This window comes from Roseomonas sp. TF40 (assembly GCF_057219975.1).
On sequence record NZ_JBXVVR010000007.1, the window covers coordinates 123,425 to 138,646 of the forward strand.

14 protein-coding genes are annotated in these 15,222 nt (G+C 71.3%); 7 read left to right on the forward strand and 7 right to left on the reverse strand.

What is annotated here, in order from left to right; translation table 11 throughout:
• Nucleotides 1-85 precede the first annotated feature (85 nt).
• Nucleotides 86-1,156: a TauD/TfdA family dioxygenase gene (locus AC2D9U_RS19090; RefSeq protein WP_484751815.1), complete on the forward strand. Its 1,071-nt coding sequence runs from the start codon at nt 86-88 to the stop codon at nt 1,154-1,156.
• A gap of 1 nt (nt 1,157) precedes the next feature.
• The gene (locus tag AC2D9U_RS19095; RefSeq protein ID WP_484751817.1) at nt 1,158-1,706 is read left to right on the forward strand and encodes an ureidoglycolate lyase; all 549 of its coding nucleotides are present in this window, start codon (nt 1,158-1,160) and stop codon (nt 1,704-1,706) included.
• On the opposite strand, the gene AC2D9U_RS19100 is transcribed toward AC2D9U_RS19095, so the two are convergent.
• Genes AC2D9U_RS19100 through AC2D9U_RS19125 form a run of 6 tightly spaced genes read right to left on the reverse strand, consistent with a single transcriptional unit; the run spans nt 1,696 to nt 7,874 of the window.
• Complete coding sequence (locus tag AC2D9U_RS19100) at nt 1,696-2,436, reverse strand: class II aldolase/adducin family protein (protein WP_484751820.1); 741 nt, start codon at nt 2,434-2,436, stop codon at nt 1,696-1,698. The two genes, AC2D9U_RS19095 and AC2D9U_RS19100, sit on opposite strands and share 11 nt — an antisense overlap.
• Nucleotides 2,433-3,419: an ABC transporter ATP-binding protein gene (locus tag AC2D9U_RS19105; protein ID WP_484751822.1), complete on the reverse strand. Its 987-nt coding sequence runs from the start codon at nt 3,417-3,419 to the stop codon at nt 2,433-2,435. The genes AC2D9U_RS19100 and AC2D9U_RS19105 overlap by 4 nt, the downstream gene beginning before the upstream one ends.
• Nucleotides 3,416-4,390 carry an ABC transporter ATP-binding protein gene (locus AC2D9U_RS19110; protein ID WP_484751824.1) on the reverse strand — a complete coding sequence of 325 codons (975 nt, stop codon included), beginning with the start codon at nt 4,388-4,390 and terminating at the stop codon, nt 3,416-3,418. Before AC2D9U_RS19110 ends, AC2D9U_RS19105 begins: the two co-directional genes overlap by 4 nt.
• Complete coding sequence (locus AC2D9U_RS19115) at nt 4,387-5,268, reverse strand: ABC transporter permease (RefSeq protein ID WP_484751826.1); 882 nt, start codon at nt 5,266-5,268, stop codon at nt 4,387-4,389. The genes AC2D9U_RS19110 and AC2D9U_RS19115 overlap by 4 nt, the downstream gene beginning before the upstream one ends.
• On the reverse strand, nt 5,265-6,281 hold the full coding sequence (locus AC2D9U_RS19120; RefSeq protein ID WP_484751828.1) for an ABC transporter permease: 1,017 nt from the start codon (nt 6,279-6,281) through the stop codon (nt 5,265-5,267). Before AC2D9U_RS19120 ends, AC2D9U_RS19115 begins: the two co-directional genes overlap by 4 nt.
• A 12-nt stretch (nt 6,282-6,293) precedes the next feature.
• Nucleotides 6,294-7,874, reverse strand: a complete 1,581-nt coding sequence (locus tag AC2D9U_RS19125) for an ABC transporter substrate-binding protein (protein WP_484751830.1) — start codon at nt 7,872-7,874, stop codon at nt 6,294-6,296.
• Between the two features lie 145 nt (nt 7,875-8,019).
• Between AC2D9U_RS19125 and AC2D9U_RS19130 the strand changes: the two genes are divergently transcribed.
• The 5 genes from AC2D9U_RS19130 (at nt 8,020) to AC2D9U_RS19150 (ending at nt 14,370) form a co-directional block, all read left to right on the forward strand.
• Nucleotides 8,020-9,738: an N-acyl-D-amino-acid deacylase family protein gene (locus tag AC2D9U_RS19130; protein WP_484751832.1), complete on the forward strand. Its 1,719-nt coding sequence runs from the start codon at nt 8,020-8,022 to the stop codon at nt 9,736-9,738.
• Nucleotides 9,739-9,844: 106 nt separating this feature from the next.
• Complete coding sequence (locus tag AC2D9U_RS19135; RefSeq protein ID WP_484751835.1) at nt 9,845-10,828, forward strand: Bug family tripartite tricarboxylate transporter substrate binding protein; 984 nt, start codon at nt 9,845-9,847, stop codon at nt 10,826-10,828.
• Nucleotides 10,825-11,286, forward strand: a complete 462-nt coding sequence (locus AC2D9U_RS19140; protein WP_484751837.1) for a (2Fe-2S)-binding protein — start codon at nt 10,825-10,827, stop codon at nt 11,284-11,286. Before AC2D9U_RS19135 ends, AC2D9U_RS19140 begins: the two co-directional genes overlap by 4 nt.
• Entirely contained in the window at nt 11,283-13,391 is a 2,109-nt protein-coding gene (locus tag AC2D9U_RS19145; RefSeq protein ID WP_484751839.1) for a molybdopterin cofactor-binding domain-containing protein, read from the forward strand. Before AC2D9U_RS19140 ends, AC2D9U_RS19145 begins: the two co-directional genes overlap by 4 nt.
• Nucleotides 13,384-14,370: a substrate-binding domain-containing protein gene (locus tag AC2D9U_RS19150; protein WP_484751841.1), complete on the forward strand. Its 987-nt coding sequence runs from the start codon at nt 13,384-13,386 to the stop codon at nt 14,368-14,370. The genes AC2D9U_RS19145 and AC2D9U_RS19150 overlap by 8 nt, the downstream gene beginning before the upstream one ends.
• A gap of 12 nt (nt 14,371-14,382) precedes the next feature.
• Here the strand turns inward: AC2D9U_RS19150 and AC2D9U_RS19155 are convergent, their stop codons facing one another.
• Entirely contained in the window at nt 14,383-15,156 is a 774-nt protein-coding gene (locus AC2D9U_RS19155; protein WP_484751843.1) for an SDR family NAD(P)-dependent oxidoreductase, read from the reverse strand.
• Nucleotides 15,157-15,222 lie beyond the last annotated feature (66 nt).

Sequence of the window (15,222 nt, forward strand, 5' to 3'; positions counted from 1 at the left end):
CCCGGCACAGTCTTGACGCCTTGCACGCGCATGGCAACGTGGCGCGCGGGCTTCGACAGCAGAAAGCCCCGTGGGGAACGCCGCCATGATGCCGACCGCGCTGCTGCGCCGGATGCCGCCCGCCATCGCCGCCGTCCATCCCGCCACCGATGCGCCGCGCCTGTGGAATCGCGACAGCATCGAGCCGCACCGCGCGCGCCACCTGGTCGACCTGCCCGAGGGCGTGAACGACGAATTGCGCGCCGCGCTCGCGCATGTGCGCGCCAATGGCCTCGACCTCGAGACGGTGGAGCAGGAGGATCTGCGCCTGCCCTCGCTGGCGCGGCAGGCGGCGCGGTTTCGGGCCATGCTCGATGACGGGCCGGGCTTCTTCGTGCTGCGCGGCATCGACCTCGCCGGGCTCAGCGACATGGAGGCCGGAATCGTCGCCTGGGGCATCGCGAATTATCTCGGCCGGCCGATCCGCCAGGGGCTGCAGCGCGACCGGCGGCTCTTCACCGTCACCGATGCCGGTGCGGCGAACAAGGACCCGACGCGCATCGGCGCCTCCTCCCGCGAGAGCCGGCCGCATACAGACAATGGCTGCCTCGAGCCGCGCTCGCCCTGCGCCATCGGCCTGCTCTGCGTCTCGGATGCGATCGCGGGCGGGGAGAGCTGGGTGGTCTCGGCGGCGACGGTGCACAACGAGATGCTGCGCCTGCGCCCCGATCTCGTCGCCCTGCTGCATGAGGGCTTCCACTTCCTGCCGCCGCATCTGCACACCTGGCCGGCGGGGCCGAACACCATCGTCAAGCCGATCTTCGAATCCGTGCCGCGCTTCGATGGGAAGGGCGAGGAGATCCGCGTGCGCTATGCGCGCGTGATGGTCGAACCCGGCATGGCGCTGTTCGGCACGCCGCTGACCGAGCGCCAGCGCGAGGCGCTGGACCTGCTCGACACGCTGATCCAGCGCGCCGACCTGGGCTTCTCCTACCGGCTGATGCCGGGCGAGTTCCTCTTCGTGAACAACCTGGTGAACCTGCATGGTCGCGGCGCCTATGCCGACGACCCCGAGGGCGCGGGCAAGCGGCGCGTGCTGAAGCGGGTGTGGATGTGGCGGCGGCATATCGGCCCCGGCGACGATCCCGCCGCGCTCGATCTCGCCGAGCTCGGCTGAGATGACCACCGCGCTGACGCTGCGCGCCGAGGCCGCGACGGCGGAGAATGTCGCGCCCTTCGGCACGCTGCTCGGCGCCACCGCGCCCGGCCCGGTGCTGCGCAGCGCCTTCTATGGCGACCGCGTGGCGCTGCGGAAGCCGGGCCGCTTCGTCGCCGACGACACGCTGGAATTCACCGTCGCCACGCTGGAGCGCCGGCCCTTCCGCGTGAGCTGGATGGAGCGCCATTTCCTGCACACGCAGAGCTTCTTCCCGCTGGGTGGCCGGCCCTTCGTGATGGTGCTGGCCCCGCCCGGCGCGGCCGAGATGCCCGACCTGTCGGCGGCGCGCGCGCTGCTCTTCGACGGCACGGCCGCGCTGATGCTGCACCTGGGCACCTGGCACGAATTCCCCTTCCCGCTGCTGGACGGCACCGACGTGATCATCGCCATCCGCCGCGACACGGCGCGCGACCTGCAGCGCGTAGAAGGCAATGAGGCGCGCGGCCCGGACCTCGACAAGAAGGACATCGTCGCACGCGCCGGGGTGGAGATCTCGGTCAGCCTGTAAGACTGGCGATCTCCTCTGCCAGCCAGGGGCGCGCGGCGATGGCGCGCCGCAGGTAATGCGACCAGCGCAGGTCCAGCACCTTGTCCGAGAGGAGGAAGCGCTTGGCCTCCGCCGCCGTCGCGCCATCCACTTCCTGCAGCGGGCGGCCGCCGGCCGCGGCCATGGCGCCGAGCTGGATGCGGCAGGCATCGTCGAGCATGATCGCGCAATGCACCGCCTCGCGGATCGAGCGCCCGACGACGAGCGTGCCATGATTCGCCAACAGCAGCGCGCGGCGTGGCCCGAGCGCGGCGGCGAGTTCCACGCCCGTCTCCACCGTGTCGACGATACCGCCATATTCGGCATGCAGCGCGCAATCCTCATGGAACATCAGCGCGCTCTGGAAGAGCATGCGCAGGGGCTCGCCGGTGGCGCTCAGCATCACCGCGTTCAGGCTGTGCGTGTGGATGACGCAGGCGATGTCGGCGCGCGCGCGATAGAGCCCCGCATGGATCACCAGCGAAGGGTTGATGCGCCCCGGCCCGGCGAGCACGCGCAGATCCATGTCCGCCTGGTGCAGATCGGCCGCCCGCACCTCCTCGAATCCCTGGCCATAGCCATGGCACCAGAAGCTGTCGCCGCCCGGCAGCCGCGCCGTGAGATGGCCCGCGATGCCGGCATTCTGCCCCTGCAGGTCGAGGATGTGATAGGCGGCGAGCAGGTCCTGCCGCAGCACGGTCTCCGGGCTCATGGACTCTCCAGCGCGGGAATGCGGTTGGCGCCCTCGGCGATGCGCAGGCAGGAGGCGAGATGGCCGGGGCGCACCGCCTCCAGCGGCGGCGTGTCCACGCGGCATCGCGCCACCGCCACCGGGCAGCGGCTCGCGAAGCTGCAGCCGGGCGGCAGGTTGATCGGCGAGGGAATCTCGCCCTCCAGCACATGCCGCCGCAGCACGGCCGTGGGATCCGCCGGCAGATGCGCGGACATCAGCGCCTGCGCATAGGGATGCACCGGATCGGCGAACACCTCCGCCGCGGGCGCATATTCCACGACGCTGCCGAGATAGAGCACCAGGATGCGATCGCTGATCAGCTTCACCGTGCCGAGGTCATGGCTGATGAACATCATCGCCGCCCCCGTCTCCGCCTTCAGCTCGGCCAACAGGTCGAGGATGCCGGCGCGCACGGAGAGATCGAGCGAGCTGGTGGGTTCGTCCAGCACGATCAGCTTCGGGCTGGTGGCGATGGCGCGCGCGATGCAGACGCGCTGCAACTGGCCGCCCGACAGCTCGGCCGGGAATCGCGTGAGCAACTCGCCGGTCAGGCGCACGCGCCGCGCCAGCGCTTCGGCCTGGTCGCGACGCTCGGCGGCGGAGAGTTGCGTGTGCAGCTTGAGCGGCTCGGCGATCAACTCACCGATGCGGATGCGCGGGTTCAGCGCGCTCCAGGGGTCCTGGAACACCATCTGCATCTCGGCCCGCAAGGGGCGACAGGCGGATTCCGGCAGCGCGGTGATGTCGCGGCCGCGGAAAAGGATGCGGCCGGCAGTGGGCTGCAGCAGGCGGATGACAGTGCGGCCGATGGTCGACTTGCCCGAGCCGCTCTCCCCCACCACGCCGAGCGTCTCGCCGGCGTTGATCGTGAAGCTGACCTTGTTCACCGCATGCACGGTCGCGCCACGCCCGGCGCCGAAATGCTTGACGAGGCCTTCGACCTCCAGAACCGGCGTGCTCATGCCGGCACCAGGCGATGGCAGCGCGCGACATGGCCCGCGCCCAGCGCCACGTCGCGCGGCGGGATGGCGCAATCCGCGCCCAGCCGCGGGCAGCGGTCGCTATAGGCGCAGCCGGCCGGCAGCGCGAAGAGGTTGGGCGGCGTGCCGCCCACGCTGCGCGCGGCGCCGATCTTCAGCCGCTCCGGCGTCGCGCCGATCAGATTCTGCGTGTAGGGGTGGGAAGGGTTGTCGAAGACGGTCCTGACCGGACCGCTCTCCACGATCGCGCCGGCATACATCACCGCCATCTCGTCGCAGTAATGCGCCACCACGCCGAGGTCATGGGTGATGATGATGGCGCCGATCCCGGTGCGCCGCACGCGATCGCGCAGCAGATCGAGGATCTGCGCCTGCACCGTGACGTCGAGCCCGGTGGTAGGCTCATCGGCGATCAGCAGGCGCGGATCATTCATCAGGGCGAGGGCGATCAGCACGCGCTGCGCCATGCCGCCGGAGAGCTCATGCGGCCAGGCGCGCATGCGGCGCGGCGGGTCGGGGATGCCCAGCGCGCCGAGCATCTCGATGGCGCGCTGCCGCGCCTCGGCCTCGCTGGCCGGGCGATGCGCGCGATGGATGCGGATGAGCTGGTCACCGATGCGGCTGAGCGGGTCGAGCGAGGATTTCGGGCTCTGCACCACCAGCGCGATGTCGCGCCCGCGCAGCGCGTTCAGTTCGCCCTCCGGCATCGCCAGCAGGTCGCGCCCCTCGAAGAGCGCCCGGCCGCCGACCAGCTTCGCCGGTGGGCGCAGCAGGCCCATGATGGAGGTCGCGGTCAGCGACTTGCCCGCCCCCGTCTCCCCCACCAGGCCCAGGACGCGCCCGGCTTCCAGCGTGAAGCTGACGCCGTTCAGCGCGCGCGCCACGCGCAGCCTGTTGTCCAGGTCACGCGAGATGAAATGGGTGTGCAGGTCCTCGACCGCGAGCAGGCTCACCGCGTCGCCGCCTTCCGCCGTGGATCGAGCAGATCCTGCAGGCCATCGCCCAGCATGTTGAGGCCCAGCACCATCAGGATCAGCGCGATGCCGGGAAACACGCCGACCCACCATTGCCCGGTGACGAGGTATTCCGCGCCCTGGCGGATCATCGCGCCCCATTCCGGCGTGGGCGGCTGGATGCCCACGCCGAGGAAGGCCAGCGTCGCGCTGATGCGCACCGCCCAGGCCGCGCGCACGGCGGATTGCGCCATCGCACCCTGGATGGCGTTGGGCAGGATATGCACGAAGAGGATGCGCCAGGTGGGATTGCCGGCCGCGCGGGCGGATTCGACGAAGGTGGAGTGGCGCAGCGCCAGCACCTCGGCGCGCACGACGCGGGCGAAGACGGGGCTGTCGAGGAAGCCGATCACCAGCACGACATTGAGCAGCGAGGGCCCCGCCGCCGCCACGACGGCCAGAGCCAGGATGATGGAGGGGAAGACGCGCAGCGCATCGAAGAAGCGCATCGCGATCTCATCGAACCAGCCGCCGCGATAGCCGGTGTAGAGGCCGAGCGGCACGCCGGCGAGGATGCCCACCACCACGGCGGGAATCGCGATGCCGAAGGCCCAGCCGGCGCCGGCGATGACGCGCGAGAGCACGTCCATGCCATTGCCGTCGGTGCCAAAGAGATGCGCGCCCCCGGGCGGGGCGAGCACGTTGCGCGCATTCGCCGCCTGCGGGTCGAAGGGCGTCAGCAGCGGTGCGAAGACCGCCATCAGCGCGAAGACCAGCAGGATCGCCGCCCCCGCCGCCATGGTCGGGCTGCGCCGCGTGATCCCGGCGAGGCGCCGCAGCCAGCGCGGCGTGGTGCTGCCGATGACGGCGCCACTCATGCCGCGTGTCCCGCGCGCGGCTCGGTCAGCATGACGAAGAGATCCACCGCGAGGAACACGACCACGGAGAAGAGCGCGAGCGCCAGCACATAGCCCTGCACCGCCGCGAAGTCGTTCGCGATGATCGCCGACAGCCCGTATTGCCCCAGCCCGCCCCAGGCGAAGACGTATTCGATCAGCGAGGTCGTGCCCACCAGGCCCGTGATCTCGGTGCCGATGAAGGTCACCACCGGCGTGCGGGCGTTGCGCAGCGCCATGGCGCGCACCGCGCGCGGCGGCAGGCCCTGCGCGCGCGCATAGCGGATGTAGTCCGAGCCCAGCACCTCGAGCGTGATGGCGCGCGTCTGCTTGATGATCGGCGCGGCGGAGATGATCGCGACACAGAGCACCGGCAGCACGAGCTGGCGGAAGGCGGAATTGGCCACGTCCCAATCGGCGGCGATCAGCCCGTCGATCAGATAACTGCCGGTGACGCGCGGCGGCGGGTCCAGCATCAGGCTCAGCCGCCCCATGCCCGGCGGCGCCCAGTCCAGCAGGTAGAAGAAGACGAAGAGCATGATCAGGCCGAGCCAGTAGGTCGGCACCGAGAATCCAAGCAGGGAGAGGAACCGGCTGACCTGGTCGAAGCCGCGATCCGGGCGGAAGGCGGCGCGCAGCCCGATCGGGATGCCAAGCCCCGCGCCGATCAGCACGCCCCAGAACATCAGCTCGATCGTCGCCGGCGCGCGCTCCAGGATCTCGCCCAGCACGGGGCGGTTGCTGAGCCAGGAGGCGCCGAGATCGCCCTGCAGCACCCGGCCGAAATACACGCCGAACTGCACCCAGATCGGCTGGTCGAGCGCGAGCGAGGCGCGCACCAGCGCGATCTCCGCATCGGTCGCGGTCGGCCCGGCGAGCAGCCCCACCGGGTCCTGCCCGCCGATGCGCACCAGCAGGAAGGTGAGCAGCAGGATGACGAAGAGCAGCGGCACCACCAGCGCGATGCGCCGCAACAGCATCTTCCCGATCGGCATCTGGGCCTCGCCTCAGGTGATGCGCAGATCGTACCAGCGTTCGTGGTCGTCCGGATGCGGGCACCAGCCGGAGATGTTGCCGGCCATCGCCTCCCACACCGTGGGGTAGACGGTGACGATCCAGGGCGCCTCGTCCATCCACAGCGCCTGGGCTTCCTTCATCAGCGCCTCGCGCCGCGGCAGGTCGAGGCTCTGGCGCGCCTCGTCGATCAGCGCGTCCATGCGCGGATTCTCGAAGCGCGCGCGGTTCGACACGCCCTGCGAATGCGCGAGTAGGAAGGTGGCGTAGACGGGGTCGAGCACGATCGGCCCATCCTCGAAGCTGAAGATGGCCATGTCCTGCCGCGCCGGGGCGCTGCGGGCGCGCATGTCGCTGTCGCTGATGCGCACGGCGCGCGCGCGCACGCCGATGGCCTGCAGCTGCGAGGCGACCTGGATCGAGAGCGGCTCCTCCCAGTTGAAGATCTGCGAATAGAAGATCTCGATCTGCTGGTTGAAGTCGAAATTCGCCTCGGCCAGCAGGGCACGGGCGCGCGCGGGGTCGAAATCGTATTTGAAGGCGCTCGGGTCGTAGTTCGCCACGATGGGCGGCACGATGGAGCGCGCCTGCTCCGCGAAGCCAAAGAAGACACCCTGGATCAGCGCCTGCTTGTCCACCGCGAAGTTGAAGGCCTGGCGCACGCGCTTGTCGTTGAAGGGCGCCATGCGCGTGTTCATGCGCACCGAGGAGATGGTGCGCCCGAAGCTGTCCTGGGTGCGCACGCGCCGGTCCGCGCGCAGCTCCGCCACCTGCTGCAGGAAGGGCCGATGGATCCACTGCACCTGGCCGCTGCGCAGCAGCGTGATGCGCGAGGCGGCCGAGGGCACGGCGCGGTAGATCACGCGGTTGAAATAGGGCTGCTCGCGGAAGTAGTTGGGGTTGGCGACGAAGACCGCCTGCTCGCCCGCGCGCAGCGATTCCAGGTGATAGGCGCCGAAGCCCGCGGTGTTGCTCTCCATCCATTTCAGCGCCCAGGGATCGTCGGGCGTCGCGTGCTTCTTCACCTCGGTCGTGTCGTAGATGCCCGGCACGTAGAGCGTGAGCGCGGCGAGCAGGATCAGGCTCGGCGCCGAGAGCGTGAACTCCACCTCGTATTTCGAGATCGCCTTCACCGCCGTGACGTTGGAGACATTGGCGATGAAGCCGCCCGTGCGCCGCTGCGCGAAGGACTTGGCCCAGGACCATTCGACATCCGCGGCCGTCAGCTCATTGCCGAAGGGGCTGCGGATTCCCTGGCGGAGCTTGAAGACCCAGGTCTTGCCATCCGCCGAGTTGGTCCAGCTCTCCGCCAGATGGCCCTCGATCACGTCAGGGTTGAGATAGGGCCGGCCGTCGCGGATCACGCGGCCGTAGCGCGTCAGCCCTTCATAGCATTGCACCACCACTTCCTGCGTGCCGGGGCGCAGCGCGTCGCCGTCGAAGCCCTCCGGCGCGCCGGGGGCGGCCAGCAGCAGCGTGCGCCCGGCGCGCTGCGCCAGCACCGCGGGCGCGGCAAGCGAGGATGCGGCAAGGGCGGCGGAACCGAGCAGCAGGTCGCGTCGTTCGACGGCCATGGTTTTTCTCCTCCAGCGGCGGCGGTATTGACGCCGCTCTTGCCGACAAGTTCAAGCGGCACCGCATGTTTTTTTGCGCCTGCCGGCGTTGCCCTGCCCCGCGGGGGGCGGCAATCTCCGCGCGCAACGGATCGGGGACTGGGCCATGCATGATCTCGTCATCCGCGGCGGCACCATTGTCGATGGCACCGGCCGCGCCGCCTTCACCGGCGACCTCGCCATCGATGGCGACCGCATCGCCCAGGTCGGCGGCAAGGCCGGGCCGGGGCGGCGGGAGGTGCGGGCCGAGGGCCGGCTCGTCACGCCCGGCTGGGTCGATGTGCACACGCATTACGACGGCCAGGCGACCTGGGACCCGGTGCTCGCCCCCACCGTCTGGCATGGCGCCACCACCATCCTCTTCGGCAATTGCGGCGTGGGCTTCGCCCCGGTGCGCGCGCGCGACCGCCAGGCGCTGATCGACCTGATGGAAGGCGTGGAGGACATCCCCGGCATCACCCTCGCCGAGGGGCTCAAATGGGATTGGGAGAGTTTTCCCGATTATCTCGACGCGCTCGCGCGCCTGCCGCGCACCATCGACATCGGCGCGCAGGTCGCCCACCACCCGCTGCGCGTCTTCGTCATGGGCGAGCGCGGGCTGAACCGCGAGATCGCCACGGCGGACGACATCGAGCGGATGGCGAGCCTGACGGAAGAGGCGGTGCGCGCCGGCGCCTTCGGCTTCACCACCTCCCGCACCGACCAGCACAAGACGCCGAGCGGCGACCTCACCCCCGCGCGCTACGCCGAGGAGCAGGAGCTGCTGGCCATCGGCCGCGCCCTGGGCCGTGCGGGCAGCGGCACCTTCGGCATGCTCAGCGATTTCGAGGATGAGGCCGCGGAGTTCAAATGGCTGCGCCAGGTCGCCGCCGATTCGGGGCGCCCGGTCTGGTTCCTGCTCACCGACCGCGCCTATGACCCGCAGCGCTGGCGCCGGCTGATGGATGGCGTGCGCGCGGCGCGCGCCGATGGGCTGCCGCTCTCCGCCCAGGTGGCGAGCCGCCCGGTCGGGCTGATCCTCGGCCTCACCACCTCGCTCAACCCCTTCGCCCTGCGCGAGAGCTTCGCCGCGCTGTCGCACCTGCCGCCGGCGGAACAGCTCGCGCGGCTGCGCGAACCCGCGACGCGCGCGCAGATCCTGGCCGAGGAACCCTCGGCGCGGCTGATGGAAGTGCTGCCGCCGCTCTCGCGCGCCATCGGCACGCGCTTCGACAAGATGTTCGCCCTCGGCGACCCGCCGGATTACGAGCCGCCGCCCGAGCGCAGCATGGCCGCCATGGCCGCCGCCGCCGGGCAGAAGGCGGATGCCTTCGCCTATGACTACCTGGTCGGCGGCGATGGCGGGCGCATGCTCTACTTCCCGGTGGTGAACTACGCGCCGGGCGATCTCTCCGTGGTGCAGGAAATGATCACGGATCCGCACACCGTCGTCGGCCTCTCCGATGGCGGGGCGCATTGCGGCGTGATCTGCGACGCCTCGATGACCACCTTCATGCTCACCCATTGGGCGCGCGACCGCACGCGCGGCGCCCGCCTGCCGCTGGAATTCGTGGTCAAGCGCCAGACCAGCGAGACGGCGGATTTCTACGGGCTGAGCGATCGCGGGCGGCTCGCCCCCGGCCTCAAGGCCGATGTCAACGTCATCGATTTCGCGGGCCTGCGCCTGCATCATCCCGAGATGATCTACGACCTGCCCGCGGGCGGGCGGCGGCTGGTGCAGCGCGTCGATGGCTACGACATGACCATCGTCTCCGGCGTGCCGGTGATGGAAGGCGGGCAGGAGACCGGCGCGCGTCCCGGCGTGCTGGTGCGCAACCGCGGCTGACCAGGATTGTCCGGCAGGAAGATTGCGGCATCGGAGGTGCCGACATAGCCTTTCGCGAAAGGGATGCGCGCCGATCCGGCGCGATCCCGGGGAAGGAAACAATGGCATGATCCACCGTCGCAGCGGCCTCGCCGCGCTTGCCGGCATCGCCCTCGCCACGCCCGCGCTGCGGCGCGCGCAGGCGCAATCCCAGGCGCCATGGCCGAACCGGCCCGTGCGCATCATCATCCCCTTCGCGGCGAGCGGCGGTGCGGACACCTTCACCCGCCTGCTGACCGAGCCCCTTGCCGAGGCCTTCGGCCAGCCCTTCGTGGTCGAGAACCGCCCCGGCGGCGGCGGCGTGATCGGCACCGATGCGGTGGTGCGCGCGGCCCCCGATGGCCACACGCTGATGATGCTCACCGTGACGCACACGGCCAATGAGACGCTGCTGCCCAACCGCCCCTATGTGCTGATGCGCGACCTGACGCCGGTCGCCTGCCTCAACCGCACCTACCAGGTGCTGGTGGTGAATGCCGAATTGCCGGTGCGCAGCGTGGCCGACCTGATCGCCTATGCGAAGGCACGGCCCGGCGCGCTGGACTACGCAACGGCCGGCCCCGGCACGCCCTATCACATCGCCTTCGAGGTGTTCCGCCATGCCGCGGGGATCGAGGCGCAGCACGTGCCCTTCCGCCTCAGCGGCGATGCGCGCAACGCCGTGGTCGCCGGCACGGTGCCGACGATGTTCGACGGCATCGCCACCATGCTGCCGCTGATCCAGGCCGGGCGCGTGCGCGCGCTGGCCACCACGGGGCTCGAGCGCAGCGCGCTGATGCCCGACGTGCCGACCGTGGCCGAGACGCTGCCCGGCTTCCAGCAGGTCGGCTTCAACGGGCTGATGGCGCCCGCCGCCACGCCGCGCCCGATCATCGAGCGCCTGAACACCGAGGTGAACCGCATCGTGCGCCTGCCCTCCACCCAGGCCGCCTTCGCGCGGCTGGGCGCCGAGATCGCGCCCATGAGCATCGCGCAGTTCGACATGCTGCTGCGCCAGGACATCGAGCGCCGGCGGGAGTGGATCCGCATCGCCGGCATCCAGCCGGCGTGAGCGCCTTCACGCTCAACGGCGCCGCCGTGACGGTGGCGCTTGACGATGCCGTACCGCTGCTCGCCGCGCTGCGCGGCCCGCTCGGCCTGTCGGGGCCGCATTTCGGCTGCGGCGCGGAGGCCTGCGGCGCCTGCGCCGTGCTGCTCGATGGCCGGCCCGTGATGGCCTGCACCCTGCCGCTCGGCGCCGTCGCCGGGCGCAGCGTCACCACGGTGGAGGGGCTCGGCGACGAGTCCGCGCCACACCCGCTGCAGCGCGCCTTCCTCGAGGAACAGGCCGGGCAATGCGGCTATTGCCTGCCCGGCATCCTGATCGCCGCCAGCGCGCTGCTGCGCGACAACCCCGCGCCGGAGGAGGATGCGATCCGCACCGCGCTCGACCCGCATCTGTGCCGCTGCGGCAGCCACAACCGCATCATCCGCGCCGTGCAGCGCGCCGCGGCGGCGATGCGCGCATGAACCCGCCCAAGCTGCCCGCGAGCCTGCAGGCGAACCCGCGTCTCGGCGCCTGGATCGGCTTCGAGACGAAGGGCGCCGTGCGCGTCAGCCCCGGCAAGGTCGAGATCGGCCAGGGCATCCTCACCGCACTGTCGCAGATCGCCGCCGATGAGCTGGATGTGGCGATCTCGCGCATCGCCATCACCACCGTCGCCACGCCCGACAGCCCGGATGAGGGTGTCACCTCCGGCTCGCTCTCCGTGCAGAACAGCGGCGCGGCGCTGCGCCATGTCTGCGCCGAGGCGCGCGGCATCTTCCTCGGCGTCGCGGCCCAGCGCAGCGGCGTGCCCGTTGACGAGATCCGTGTCGACGACGGCATCTTTCTCGGCCCCGCCGGCCCGATCGGCTCCTATTGGGAGCTTGCGGCGCAGGGGCTTCTGGAGGCGGAGGCCACGCCCGGCGCGCGCGCCAAGCCGCCCGCCGCGCGTCGCCTCGCCGGCCAATCGACACCGCGGCGCGACCTGCCCGACAAGGTGTTCGGCCGTCCGCGCTTCCTGCATGACCTCCGCCCCGCCGGGCTGCTGCATGCGCGCGTGCTGCGACCCGCCGCGCGCGGCGCGACGCTGCTGGAGTTGCCGGACATCGCCCTGCCCGGCGGTGCCTTCCTGGTGCGCGACGGCAGCTTCCTCGCCGTGCTGGCCGAGCAGGAACATGACTGCGAGGCCGCCGCCGCGAAGCTCGCCCCAAGGCTGCGCTGGGCCGCGCGCGACACGCTGCCGGAAGAACACGCCCTGCCCGCCTGGCTGCGCCAGGCCAGCGCGCAGGAGAGCATCGCCTTCGAACGCGAGGCCGCCCCGCCGCCCGCCATCACGCAGGAGGCGCGCGCCAGCTTCTTCCGCCCGCCCGTCGCGCACGCCTCCATCGGCCCCTCCTGCGCCATCGCGCAATGGACGGGCGAGACGGTGGAGATCTGGTCGCACACCCAGGGTCCCTACAACCTCCGCATGGACATGGCGAAGGCGCTGCGCCGACCCGAGGACTCCATCCTCATCCGCCATGTCGAGGGTGCGGGCTGCTACGGCCACAACGGCGCCGACGATGTCGCGCTGGATGCGGCGCTGGCCGCGCGCGGCGCGCCGGGGCGGCCGGTGCGCGTGCTCTGGAGCCGCGCCGATGAGCTGGGCTGGTCGCCTTTCTCGCCCGCCATGCTCGTCGATGTCGCGGCCGCGCTGGATGGGCAGGGCGCCATCGCGCGCTTCGACGTGACGGTGACGAGCAACGGCCATTCCTCGCGCCCCGGCCGCGGCAAGCTGCCGACGCTGCTCGCCGCCGCCGACCTCGCCGAGCCCTTCCCGGTGCCGCCCGCGATCAACCACGGGCTCGAGCGCGGCGGGGGCGCGCAGCGCAACGCCGTGCCGATCTACCGCATGCCGGCGCTGCGCGTGACGATGCGCACCGTCACCGACATGCCGCTGCGGACCTCCGCCATGCGCGGCCTCGGCGCGCCGGTGAATGTCTGGGCGATCGAATCCACGATGGACCGGCTCGCGGCGCTGGCCGGCGCCGATCCGCTCGATTTCCGCCTGCGCCACCTCGATGATCCGCGCGCCGCCGATGTGCTGCGCGCGGCGGCCGAGATGGCGGGCTGGCGCGGGCGGGTGCGCGAAGAGGGCATCGGCATGGGCATGGCCGTCGCGCGCTACAAGAATCTCGGCGGCTGGTGCGCGGTCTTCGCGGAGATCGCGGCGGAGGAGGTGGTGCGCGCGCGCCGGCTCTGGATCGCCGCGGACCTGGGCGAGATCGTGAACCCCGACGGCACCATCAACCAGCTCGAGGGCGGGGCCATCCACGCCACCAGCCAGGCGCTGAAGGAGGCCGTGCGCTTCGACCGCCGCCGCGTCACCAGCGACACCTGGGAGAGCTACCCGATCCTGCGCTTCTCGGAAGTGCCGAAGGTGGAGGTGCGGCTGCTCGACCGCCCGGAGATGCCACCGCTGGGCGCGGGCGAGCCCTCCTTCGGCCCCACCGTCGCGGCGCTGGCGAATGCCATCGCCGATGCGCTCGGCGTGCGGCCGCGCGCCATGCCCTTCACGCCGGAGAACATCGCGGCGGGCGAGAGTGACTGAAACCCTCACCCTCGGCTGCTTCGAGACGGATCGCGTGCGCGCCATCCTCGATGGCCGCGTCACCATCCCGGGCATCCGCTTCGCGCGCGAACCGGGCGAGCCGCAGGACCTGTTCCGCCGCGCGCTGCGCGACAAGGCCTTCGCCGTCACGGAACTCTCGATGTCGTCGCACATCGTCACCACCGCGCGCGGCGATGCGCCCTACATCGCCGTGCCGGTCTTTCCCTCCCGCGCCTTTCGCCACAGCGCCATCTACATCCGCACCGATCGCGGCATCCGCGAGGCGTCGGACCTCGCGGGGCGGCGCATCGGCCTGCCGGAATACCAGCAGACGGCTGCACTCTGGGTGCGCGGGATGCTGCGCGACCAATACGGTGTCGATACCACCACCATCGCCTGGCGCACCGGCGGGCTGGAGGAACCCGGTGCGGGCGAGCGCATCGCGCTCTCCCTGCCCGCGCATCTCGATGTGCAGCCGATCCCCGCCGGGCAGACGCTGAACGGCATGCTGGCGGCAGGCGAGATCGACGCGCTGATCGGCCCGCGCCCGCCTTCCTGCTTCACGCGCCGCAGCGCGCCCGTGGACCGGCTCTGGCCGGATTTCCGCGCCGAGGAGGAACGCTATTTCGACGCCACGGGCTTCTTCCCGATCATGCATTGCATGGCCGTGCGGCGCGACGTGGCGGCGGCGCATCCCTGGCTGCCGGCGGCGATCTTCCACGCCTGGGCCGAGGCCAAGCGGATCGCCCTGGCGGAGCTTTCCATGGTGAATGTGCTGCGCATCTCCCTGCCCTGGATCGCCGCGGCGGCCGCGGCGCAGACGGCGCGCATGGGCGGCGATCCCTGGCCCTATGGCTTCGCGCGCAACCGCGCCGAGATCGTCGCGATGATCGACCATGCGGTGCGCGACGGCCTGGCCGCCGCGCCGATCGCGCCCGAGGCGCTGTTCCACCCCGCGACGCTCGACCTCATCGGCTGAGGCATCGCGGCGTCACAGGTGGCGGCCACTATCCACCGTGATGACGCTGCCCGTGGTCAGGCGCAGATGCGTGATGGCGGAAAGGATGGCCAGCGCCACGTCGTCCGCTTCCGCCACGATGCCGAGCGGCGTCGTCGCCGCCTGCTTCTCCACGCCCGCGCGCCCGCGCCCGGGCACGAAATCCGTGGCGACGGCGGCCGGCGCCACGCCGATCACGCGCAACTCCGGCGCCAGCACGCGCGCCAGCGACAGGCCCATGGTGTCGAGCGCGCCCTTCGAGGCGCAATAGGCGATGGAACTGCCCAGTCCCGTCTGCGCCGAGAGCGAGGAGACATTGACGATCACGCCATCGCCGCTTGCACGCAGCAGCGGCGCGAAGGCGCGGATCGTGGCGAAGGGGCCACGCACATTGGTGAGCAGGATGGCGTCGAAGGTCGCATCGTCCAGCGCGTCGAGATCCGCATGCGGCACGGCGCGCGTGAAGCCCGCCGAATTCACCAGCACATCGGCGCGGCCGAAGCGCGCCGCGACCTCGGCGGCGGCAGCGGCGATCTGCGCGCTGTCCAGCATGGGGATGTGCAGCGCGACATGCCCCTCGCCCGGCAATTCGGTGAGCAGCGCGGCGGCGCGCTCGGCCCCCGCATTGTAGCCGACCACACAGCGCGCCCCCGCTGCCGCAAGGCGCCGCACCGTCGCCGCGCCGATCCCGTTGCTGCCGCCGGTGACCACCGCCACCCGGCCTTCCAGCGAATAGGGGCCAAGCCCCCCGGCCCGGATGGCTGCCATGCGACTCTCCTTCTTTCCCGCCGCAGTAAGGAGGATTGCACGCCCCCGCGCAATCGCCCCAGGATG